Annotated in this window: 8 protein-coding genes; all 8 read right to left on the reverse strand. The window is 37.9% G+C overall.

The annotated features are described in order from the left end of the window. Positions 1–36 precede the first annotated feature (36 nt). Positions 37–1,824 carry an alpha-L-rhamnosidase-related protein gene (locus JCM10512_RS13170; RefSeq protein WP_044163718.1) on the reverse strand — a complete coding sequence of 596 codons (1,788 nt, stop codon included), beginning with the start codon at positions 1,822–1,824 and terminating at the stop codon, positions 37–39. 34 nt (positions 1,825–1,858) lie between these two features. Continuing rightward, positions 1,859–2,677, reverse strand: coding sequence for a glycoside hydrolase family protein (locus JCM10512_RS13175; RefSeq protein ID WP_052517204.1), 819 nt, complete (start codon positions 2,675–2,677; stop codon positions 1,859–1,861). 41 nt (positions 2,678–2,718) lie between these two features. Next, positions 2,719–3,036, reverse strand: a complete 318-nt coding sequence (locus tag JCM10512_RS24045; RefSeq protein WP_052517205.1) for a glycoside hydrolase family protein — start codon at positions 3,034–3,036, stop codon at positions 2,719–2,721. 11 nt (positions 3,037–3,047) lie between these two features. Then, positions 3,048–4,631, reverse strand: a complete 1,584-nt coding sequence (locus JCM10512_RS13180; protein ID WP_044163720.1) for a glycoside hydrolase family 31 protein — start codon at positions 4,629–4,631, stop codon at positions 3,048–3,050. Between the two features lie 7 nt (positions 4,632–4,638). Continuing rightward, on the reverse strand, positions 4,639–6,129 hold the full coding sequence (locus tag JCM10512_RS13185; protein WP_158332220.1) for a glycoside hydrolase family 28 protein: 1,491 nt from the start codon (positions 6,127–6,129) through the stop codon (positions 4,639–4,641). Between the two features lie 107 nt (positions 6,130–6,236). Then, positions 6,237–6,887 carry a RagB/SusD family nutrient uptake outer membrane protein gene (locus tag JCM10512_RS24050; RefSeq protein WP_244437195.1) on the reverse strand — a complete coding sequence of 217 codons (651 nt, stop codon included), beginning with the start codon at positions 6,885–6,887 and terminating at the stop codon, positions 6,237–6,239. Next, on the reverse strand, positions 6,818–7,807 hold the full coding sequence (locus JCM10512_RS24055; protein WP_244437196.1) for a RagB/SusD family nutrient uptake outer membrane protein: 990 nt from the start codon (positions 7,805–7,807) through the stop codon (positions 6,818–6,820). Before JCM10512_RS24055 ends, JCM10512_RS24050 begins: the two co-directional genes overlap by 70 nt. Positions 7,808–7,824: 17 nt before the next feature. Then, positions 7,825–10,881, reverse strand: coding sequence for a SusC/RagA family TonB-linked outer membrane protein (locus tag JCM10512_RS13195; protein ID WP_044163724.1), 3,057 nt, complete (start codon positions 10,879–10,881; stop codon positions 7,825–7,827). Positions 10,882–10,937: the final 56 nt, after the last annotated feature.

Here is a 10,937-nt window from a genome sequence, read left to right on the forward strand (position 1 = left end):
TTAGAGATATTTCTCCCACTTCGTTGAGATAAAAGCCTATTGAATGATTTTTATTTCCTTTGGTGCGTCGACCTTCGAAATTACATTTCCATCAAAACTCTTTGTATGTTTCACTTTGACAATTCCATAAGGTGTTGGAAATGTACCTTCAACCCAATTCAAATCACCTAAATGTGGTTCTATGCGAATGACTTTACATCCTGGCTCTATAACTTTTATACCCAGTACATGTTCCGACATCCATGCCGTAGGTCCTGAAGCCCAACCATGACAAAGACTATGCCGAAACCCTAAATAACAATGTGCTCCAAAATCGCCATGTATATCCTTCATGCCGGGTGGAGTTATTTCATCCAAACGAGCAGCATTATCCATCCAATCTAAATTAAAATCTTCCCAAAAGGTAGTAGCACCCATATCAAGCATGCCACCCCAATACTGGCGAATGATATCCATTGCTTGTTGATATTGACCCGCTAAAGCCTGTGTTTGCAGCATATAATACCCATAAAAAGTGGAAAAACCTTTTGCACCATCAACAGAAACAACTTCATTACACGCCTTTAAAGGATCGAGTATCCCTGCAATAGACATCAGTGAGGCTGCCTGCTTCAGTTTATTGGGTTCCTTAATGTTCTGATTCAGTCGTTTAATACACAGTGCTGCTTTTTGTGCAGAGATTGGTTCATGCAATATATTACATATTTCTTCTGCATCTTTCATTGCCCATACAATAAGTGCCCGAAAACCTGCTTCAACTCCCTCTTTATTCCATGAAGAAGGCCAATCTAAGAAACGTTCTTTTGCAAGATTTTCATTCCCATTTTCATCTATCTTATTTACAATAAGATCAATTAGTCCTAAGATATATGTTTTATGCTTATTTAAAAAATCAATATCACCGCCATGAATATACCAATCATGATGAATGATTAAATACCATAAAGAATAGGCACTCATATTGTTCATCCAGCTTGGCAAAGGAAATTGCTCACATGCAAGATCAAGCGTCTTAGGAACAACTTCATTATCACCAAACACTCCCATTATTGTTGCAACTTCGGGATGCATATCACCCAACCAAATAAGCCGATCCCGTTTTATACCATCCCATAGATATTCTTGCATGTTTAAGTGAACAGTATAAGCTCCTGTTAACCAGATTTGATTCAAACGTTCGTCATTGCAGTTAAACGAGCCCAGATAAGGAATGTCTCTATAGCGTAATATAGCGCGCGCTTCTGCTAAATTTATGGTAGTTTTTTCTTGTAGAAGATCGATACGAACAAATCTAAATCCTGTATTACCTATTTCTATTGATCCATAATTGGGGATTTCCATTATAATATCACGCATGGCGTGATGATTCGTGGAATAACCAATTTTCCCACTACTATATGTCAGTTCGCTATTACATTCTCCAACCGACTCACCGAAACGAATACGTACCAAAGCTGGCTTTTGGCTTGTGCAATGTCCTAACACCAATTGTAAACCTCCATGAATTTCTCTACCAAAGTCAAGTAATACAGACGCTGTATCATTTTCCAAATTGGTCATAACACAGCATATTCTATTGGTTAAATCGGCTTGTCCATTCCCCGATTTCAATAATACATCTTCATTTTTAACCATTTTTCCGTTTCCGGAATTCACCCAAACAATGCGTTCTGCAGGAAAATACACCTTTGTTAATTCGTCTTTCTGCATCTTTTGCACAACCTTTGTACTAAACATAGGAGGGATTTCTGCTTTCAGTTGAGCATCCGCCAATAAAACCAGAGTTGTGCATATAAATATTTTTATTATTTCAATTCTATTCATATCATTTATTTTATGGATATTCCGAACACTCTAATTACAAGCTATTTGTAATTTCTTCAAGTATACTGTGATCCAATTTTACCTTAACCATTCCAATTGGATTAAAACGAGTTTTGATTCCCGATTTAGGCTTTTTCGGATCTTCCATCCAGGCTGTATAAACAATAGTATAAATGTCATCTTCTTCAGGGATCAGACAGAGAGGCGTACGCATTGTCATCCACCATTTATTTACTTTTGATTCAATATTAAGATAGCGTGCTTTTGTCCAGTTCAAGCCATCCTTAGATAATGTATATCCTATCTGATTAGGTAAGTTCAACGATTCCGGTCCACCATCAAAAACTGCGATATAAAGCCCGTTAGGTAATTGCGAGACAATCGGATTTTCTACAAAAGTTGGATGGATTGATACAATCGGATTGATATCTTCCCCCATCCGTGTCCATGGTCCTTCTATGGTATTTGATTGAGCAAGACCTACATACCATGCCTTCATCTTCTCACCCCCTTTTAAAGGATAGTCTTTTTTCGTTTCAAAAGGGAATGCGCCACCAATAAAAGCATACCAACCATTATCAACTTTAAAAGGATAGAATGAATCAACTCCTTGCCGTCCTTCCCATAGCTGAGAATCTAATCCTGGTTCAATTATAATGCCCAAGTCACGATAAGGGCCGCCTATTCCTTCCATTCCTTCAACTTCGGATTCACATCTCCATATCCGGCCAAATGAATGGTTAGGTGATATGTCTTTATCCGTAGTATAAGCTAGATAAAATCCATTCCATCTGTTGCTTTTTTCATTAAAAACAGCGTTAAAAGACCAAATAGCCGAACGACGATCATTCATCGGATTATCTTCATGAACTAAAGCATATACTCCGGTAGACTCTAAAATCGTTGACTGACGTGTCCATTTTTTGCATCGTTACTTGTCCAATGCCCAATTCTTGTTTTTACCCTGTCATGATGAACATGTGCACCAGGTTCTCCTACCCGCTCGGTTGGAAACATATGAAATATCCCATTTATTTTCACAACCGATCCTGCCTCAAATCCTCCCTGAATATTTTCCGCTCCTGGCGTTTTAGCTTCAACAACCGGATAATCGGGACCTCCTACAATAGTAAACAACGATTTATCAGAGGTAGAAACTTGTGCAAACACTTGCCATGGCAGAGTTATTAATAGTAAAAATAGTATTCTCATCTTTTTATTTATTATTTCTGTTTTTCAAAATAAGGTAATCGATACAACGGCACATCTATTGTTATTGTTTTCCCACCACGATGTATCTTTCCCTGATCATCCTTCCAACGACCATTAGGTAATTTTACATACCGTTTATTCTCACTTGTAACCACGGGTGCTATCATATATTTGTCGCCCAACATATACTGATCTTTGCATATTTCAAATCCTTCGTTAGGAAATGAGTACTCCATGTGCCTGACAATAGGTTCTCCTGATTTAGCCGACATTCGGACACATTCCATTATGTATTCACTCATTTGTTCATGCAGATGCGCCATACATTTAACAATGTCTAGATTCTCGTCATCTAAAATCCGCCATGGAGCTACAGAAAATTGCATCATCGGCATCAGTGCGTGTATTTGGGTAGAACGAACAATAAGCGATTGATCAAACTCATTTGATTTTATATTCAGGAATGATTTATATTGGCCACCACCTATCATATCGGGGCAGGTAAAAGCATAGCCTAATAATCCGGCAGCAATCATTTCGGGGATTAGAGATTGCACTGCACTCCAAGAGTAATTCTTGTCACCCAACCGCTGTATTAAGGGTTTTCCACCCATCTGCCAGCAAGCCCGGTATTCATTAAAAGGAAATTCCAGGCCAATCTGCGCCCAAGCCTTTGTATGGTCAGTAGCAATTGCATCCGGTTTATAGCTTATCAAATCTTTATCGGCATAAATACCATTGTCTCCGGCATCTAATTTGAAACCATCTATACCATATTTCTTTTGCACATCTTTCAATGTTGAAACAAAATAATCCACTGCATCCGGATGGGTAAAGTCGTAACAAGCGCTATAACCGTTCCACCAATTCAATATCGCGGGCTTATTCCGATGATCTTTTATCAAAAATCCTTTTCTATCCAGTTCCCTAAACTCCGGACTATCAGCAGAAACAAACGGGCATATCCATAACATGACTTTAAACCCTAATCTATGTAATTCATCAACCATCGCTTTAGGGTTAGGGAATTTTTTCGATTTAAATTCAAAATTGCCATAATAATTTTGCCAGTTATCGTCTATCATTAATATTCCCGGCGGGAAACCATGGGCAATAATGTTATGGGCATATTCTAAGACATCTTTCTGATTCTGATTATACATCAATTCAATCCATGTATTATATTGAGGAACTGTAAAAAACAGATTTTCAGGCAGTTTCCCTTCAGGAGGAAAGTATTTTTGACAAGCCGTGAGGTACGCCTCTCTTAATGTTGATCCACCCGTTTTTATATCTACTTTTTCAAAGTCGGAGTTAATTCTGAGACCATCCTTAGAAGCGGTAAACTTAAACGGATAGTCACTCCATATAAACCGGCCTTTATTGGAAAGCAACAACGAAACTACCTGATTGTTATTGTTTTCAGTTAACAAGTTATATTCTCTGATAGGTTCTACATACGGCATCTTCTGACCATAAGCAGTAACACCACCCCACCAATATTCATCTTTCAGAGATTGTACTTCAGTAATGTATTGGGCTTGTAAACTTCCGCTAATAAAAAACGCAATCAGCAAATTGATTAAACCTTTCATATGTATCTTATTTTTTAATAATAATATTAGTAGTTAAAGGGCCTCTTTTATTTAGACACAATTTATGTAGTAAAGTCATCTTTACATTTTCAAATGTTATATTCCGCGCATCTATAAAAGTCATAATACTATCCTGCGAAATTATTGATGAGTTTCTTATAGAAAAACTATCAACATCAGTAAATTCAGGAAGTTTATTGCATGACACAATTGCATTTTCCACCGTTACGTTTACCAGAGGTGATTCAGGAATTCCCGATGCACATATAAACTTACCGGCATTTTCAACGACTATGTCTTTTATATGAATATTGCTATAGCTCGGAGTGAGCGGTGTTTTTCTACGAATAGGAGAGCGTTCGGCCAATTCGCCCATGACATATGTACTTCCAAGCATATCCCAGTTCAAGGCCTTGGTGGCATTTCGTATACGGATACGCTCATAAAATAAAGAATCACCTCCCTCTCCACGTTCTCTTCCCGTCTTAGAACGTAGTCCACGAGTTGTACCGCTGAACACACAATCATGTACATAAACGTTCTTTATACCTCCTGCAGTTGTCACTCCACCATCTCCAGTCAATGCAAGGCAATAACGTATAACGATGTTCTCAGAAGATTTATTTACCCGTGCACCATCTTCACCGCTTCCGACCTTTATGGTAAAACAGTCATCTCCACTGGCTAATGTACTAAATTCTATCAATACATTCTTCGTTGATTCTATATTAATGCCACCCCCTGCTGGAACGCCAACTAAATAAATATTTACACCACGGATAATTACATTCGCACAATAAATCGGAGCTGTATTCCAAGCTAAAGAACCTTCTATTCTAATTCCTTCAACAAATACGCCTTCACAATTTATCGGTAAAAATATATTCAGTAATAACATGGTGGCATCTAAACTTGAGCCATCATAAATACGTTCTTCAACAGGAACTCCGGCATCTTTTTTCCGAATTGCTTTGTTATTGAACTGTTCCCGGAAAGTATTGAACAACTTACCACTCAATTCTGGTCCAATCAGTTTTCCACATCCAGTCAGTGCTACATTTTTCTGATTATTAGCATATATAAAAGCACCGGAAGATAAACACTCTTCATCTTCATAACGGGTGAACACAACAGGTAGATAATCTTCTGGCCGGTTGCTGAAATAGATTTCTATTTTTTCGGGAAAGTGCAGGTTTATATTGCTTTTCAATTCTATCCTACCTGTTTGCCATTTCCCCTCTTCTAAAGATATTGTACCTCCGCCGGCTTCACTCAGTGCAATGATCTGACTATTAATATAAATAGTTTGCAGGGAATCTTGAATCGAGGCTATTGATAAACATACAATAGTATCCGGAAAAACAGGTTTTCGAAATTCAGGCATAGGGAAAGGAACTTCTACAGGTAATATTGTTTCGGATAAACAACTATCACCCACTTCTTCGCCAGATAAAACAGACAGTGCCGGATTTCTTAATTCGCAAGCTGTTAAACACAACGAAAAAAACGCTATAAGGAATATGGGGGTAGACTTTCGCATACATCCTGACAAGTTACAATCGGTAACTGTGTTACCACAATTACCCGATTAATCAAACAAACATTTTACCTCAAAGGAATATTCGGGTCGGATACATTATCAGGATTCTGTTCCAATGCCGGATTTGAATCCAAATCTCCTTGCGGAATTTTCCATAAAAAACTTTTCTGCGGAACGAACATTAAATCCTGAAAGAGATACATTCCATCGGCCACACCACGATCCATAAATGCTTTTAGCCTCTTACCCAAACGATTTGTGCGAAGTGCATCATAATAAAATTTAGCTTCACCAATGAATTCCCATGCTCTCTCCTGAAAGATTGCTTCATCCAGATCCTCCTGGTTCATACTGCTTAAAGCAGTTAATCCGGAACGTTCGTGAACTAAATTTAATTTTTTCAAGGCTTCGCCTGTATCACCTAACTTATTCTTTGCTTCTGCATAATTTAATAAGATCTCAGAATAACGCAACATGTACATATTAGCTGCCGGACATTTAAGTTCTGCGCTGGTTTGATAGTCATAAAACTTAGCATTACCCGGTGTTGCCGACACCCAGTTTTTCACCCCGGGATAATAACCATTATCCGATGCCTGAAATTCATAATCGGTTCCGTTATACGTGAATTTTGTAACAAATACATCTAAGCGTTCATCTTGTGCGTCATAACTTTCCCATGTGTATATAGATGGGCCAAAGCGATGATAGTACATATATCCATATCCCGGAATAGTGAAACTATTGGCAAAGCCAAACATCTGATGACACCAGTTGGCTGATTGGCTTCTGCTGAGAATTGTAATTCAAAAATAGACTCTTTATTGTTCTTGGCATTAGCATTAAATGCATACCAAAGATCGGTATACTCTTCTACTAAATCATAGATATCAGATTTGATTACTTTTTCACTATAATCAATGCACTTCTGATAATAGCTATTATTATCTTCCATTGAAGCCAATGTCAGGTAAACCTCACTAAACAATGCCTGAACAGCACCCTTTGAAACCCTCCACACTTCATAACTGGATGTGCCTCTTGTTGGAAGAATACTTTCACAATATTCCAGATCGGTAATTATATAGTCATAAACAGTTTCTACAGATTCTCGGGGAATTTCCAACCCATCAAGGCTACTTGTAAATGTTTCAGGAATAGGCACTCCACCATACAAACGTACAAGTATAAAGTAAGTATATGCACGTAGAAAACGTGCCTGAGCAAAAATCGCCGCTTTACTATCATCATTCATGGTCACATTCTCACCGCGTGCCAATACGGTATTAGTACTGTTTATTGTAACATACGCCGCTTTCCATACATTCGAGAATGTAGATGAACTGGCATTGTTTATATCATACCAGCAATTAATATAATGCCCGTTTTCTTTCGTTTGACAAGGCTGGCCTAACTCAGTACATTCTTCAATGCGCATTGTATAGGTATAATCACTCATCATGCTTCGAAAATTCTTATAAACATTCGTTAGCCCGGCATTTAATTGTTCTTCATTTTTATAAAAACTACCCGGATCAATGAAAGTATAGGGAGTTTCAGTTAAGTCTGTACAACTATTAAATATAAAAAGTATACACAGAGCTAATCCGCTTAAAATATATTTTAATTGTTTCATAATGGATTTTTTTTAAGTTAGAACTTAGCATTAATTCCTAAAATAACAGACTTCGCCCATGGATTACTCGTATCACCGTTTATAGGATTATATCCACGGTGGTCGGCAAATGTCACAAAGTTCTGGAAGTTCAAGTTAACCTTCAATGACTTCACTGTTTTGATTTTCAATAATGGACCCAGGTCATAACTTAGCTGAATATTTTTCAGTATAAAATATTTCCAATTCGCATTTGTTCTATCGGATAGATAAACACCATGTGCTCCTGCAGCAGGGAAACTACCATTCGGGTTGCTCTCGCTCCACATGCGGTCATAAGCATATTGGGTAGGAGTATATACATTATTCACCAACTGGTTTTCTCCATAGAGTAAATAGCTTGTCAGGTTCGCATATCCCATAGACCAGGCCGAATTATTTGTATAGTAATCCTCGGCGCCTGAAATCGACGCATATTTGTGTCCTCCCTGTCCATAAATAGCAAGACCTATGCCTTTATATTCCATATTAATATTTAATCCATAAAAGTATTTAGGTTGAACCGAACCAATACACACATAATCTTCCGTACTGATTGAACCGTCACCATCCATATCCTCATACATTTCATCACCTAGCTTAGCCGTAGTTGCTGTGTTGGGCACCGCTTTTTTATAAGCTTCAAGTTGTCCCTGTGTCTTGATAATTCCTAATGAACGACGAGCATAAACACCATCTACGGGATTGCCGACTTTCAGAATACGAGCTAATCCACCAGAATCATACCGTACCGCTACCTGATCAACATCTCCATATAATTCTTTGATTTCGTTTTTATTATATGTAACATTTGCTGATGCATTTAATTTGAAGTCCTTGCTGTCAATGACAGTGCCACCAAGTGTTAGTTCCCAACCATGGTTGGATACCTTACCAATGTTACTTAGAATACTGGAATAACCTGATGTAGAAGGAATAGGAACATTATACAATAGATCATTGGTATTACGTGTATAATAGTCAAAAGTAACATCCAAGCGGTTCCACAAACTAAGATCAAAACCTACATCTACCTGAGTAGTCCTTTCCCACTTCAAATCATCATTACCTATAGACTCTTTAAAACCTTTGATAACTGAACTTCCATCCGTATAATTCGAAGCGGTCAACTGAGCCAATGAATTATAATTACCAATTTCCTGATTACCGGTAATGCCGAAGCTACTCCTAAGTTTCAGGTTCGTAATGGTTTTATTATCCTTCAGGAATGACTCCTGAGACACACGCCAACCAATACCTGCTGATGGAAAGTATCCCCATTTATTATTTGTTCCAAAACGTGATGAACCATCCCAACGACTGGTTACTGTTAACAGATATCTATCGTCATAGACATACGATGCTCTACCTGTAAATGAAATCAGGGTGTTACTATATTTATTCGTTGACCAGCTCACAGAACTTTTTTCGGCTAATCCCATAGACCATGCACCTGTTTGGTCATTTTCAAAGCCTGCTCCTGATAGGTTTATATCCTCATAAGTAAAGTCCTGCCATGAATACACAGCTGTTGCTGTTAAACGATGTTTTTTCCATGTATGATTATAAGTCAGGATATTCTCCATTACCTTACTCAAACCTTTTGTCCAATAATTATATCCATTTCCTTTGGATCCGGACGCAAAATTCTCTGCTGATTGAGAACTGGCGTATTTATATTTACGAGTATTTCTCAGGTCTACACCTAAACTTAACCGGTATTTCAGATCTTTGAATAATTGCATTTCAGTGAATAAAGTTCCTAGAAAGCGATTAGTGGTATTTTTAGTTGAGACCTCGTCCATATCCAATATCGGGTTCCAAGGGAAAACGATATGTGTATTATGCATGGATGCAATATTATAAGATCCATCATCATTTTTTACCGGCTCTGTAGGCCATCCGTATCTATAGACATCTAATAATGCACCATCAAAAATGTCTTGAATACTATGAGTGAATTGAGTATTTGCACCTACGGTTAACCATTTATTAAATTCATGTTGCAGGTTACCGTGATAGGTATATTTTTGATAGTTCTGAGCTTTTAGTAAACCTTCCTGATCATAGAAACCTACAGATAACATATAGGCTGTTTTATTATTGCTCCCGTCAAATGTAACACTATAATCTTGAAGTATGGATGCACTTTCAAGAATTTCTTTTTCCCAATTTGTATTTGCCGAATAAGAAGATGCCAGATTGGGAAAAGGCTTATTACTTCCTTGATTAACGTACCCGGCATTCATAAAGTTTATAAAATCTTCACCAGAAATCATGTTCGATAAACGTCCAGGTAACTGAACTCCTACCGAGGTATTTACCGAGAGATTTTTTGCTCCAGTTTTTCCTGTCTTAGTTGTAATCATCACCACACCATTTGCTCCACGAGAACCATAAATAGCAGTAGATGAAGCATCTTTAAGAATTTCCATTGACTCTATGTCACTCGGATTAATGTCATTAATGTTGCTATCCATCAGTGGAAACCCGTCAACAACATATAGAGGTTCATTGCTTGCACTAATGGAACCGCTACCACGCACACGAATATTAGGTGAAGCACCCGGTTTATTATCGTTGAAAACGGCTACCCCTGCTGCTTTTCCTTGCAAAGACTCTAATGCATTACCCACAACAGTGGCAGTCAGATGTTCCGCTTTAATTTGTGCAGTGGAACCCGTCAAATCCGATTTTCTGGCTGTACCATAACCGATAACGACCACTTCATCCAGCACTTCTTGATCTTCCTGAAGAACTACTCTTAATCGGTTTTTACCACTAACGGAAACACTCACTCCTTTATATCCTATATAAGAAACGGAAATCGTCCCATTCTCAGGTACGTTTTGAAGTTTAAAATTGCCATCGATGTCGGTAATCGAACCATTAGAAGTGCCTTTAACCAACACACTTGCACCAATAACCCCCTCTCCGTTCGGGTCGACAACTGTACCCGACACAGTTTTGTTCTGCGCTCTTGCAGCAAAAACTACTCCAATAAGTAAAAGGATTGAAAGGAATATTCTATTCCTAATTTTTTTTTGGTTTTTCATAAGTTACAATAATTAAATAATTAAGGTTGATACTTATTAATTGCTTTACGAGGAGC

Origin of the sequence: Bacteroides reticulotermitis JCM 10512, from assembly GCF_000517545.1 — a bacterium.
GTDB classification, from domain to species: domain Bacteria; phylum Bacteroidota; class Bacteroidia; order Bacteroidales; family Bacteroidaceae; genus Bacteroides; species Bacteroides reticulotermitis.

What these genes read in the sequence shown, in the direction of transcription:
- JCM10512_RS13170 (WP_044163718.1), bottom strand. Translation starts at nt 1,824, where the DNA reads ATGAATAGAATTGAAATAATAAAAATATTTATATGCACAACTCTGGTT.
- JCM10512_RS13175 (WP_052517204.1), bottom strand. Translation starts at nt 2,677, where the DNA reads ATGAATGATCGTCGTTCGGCTATTTGGTCTTTTAACGCTGTTTTTAAT.
- JCM10512_RS24045 (WP_052517205.1), bottom strand. Translation starts at nt 3,036, where the DNA reads ATGAGAATACTATTTTTACTATTAATAACTCTGCCATGGCAAGTGTTT.
- JCM10512_RS13180 (WP_044163720.1), bottom strand. Translation starts at nt 4,631, where the DNA reads ATGAAAGGTTTAATCAATTTGCTGATTGCGTTTTTTATTAGCGGAAGT.
- JCM10512_RS24050 (WP_244437195.1), bottom strand. Translation starts at nt 6,887, where the DNA reads ATGTACTATCATCGCTTTGGCCCATCTATATACACATGGGAAAGTTAT.
- JCM10512_RS24055 (WP_244437196.1), bottom strand. Translation starts at nt 7,807, where the DNA reads ATGAAACAATTAAAATATATTTTAAGCGGATTAGCTCTGTGTATACTT.
- JCM10512_RS13195 (WP_044163724.1), bottom strand. Translation starts at nt 10,881, where the DNA reads ATGAAAAACCAAAAAAAAATTAGGAATAGAATATTCCTTTCAATCCTT.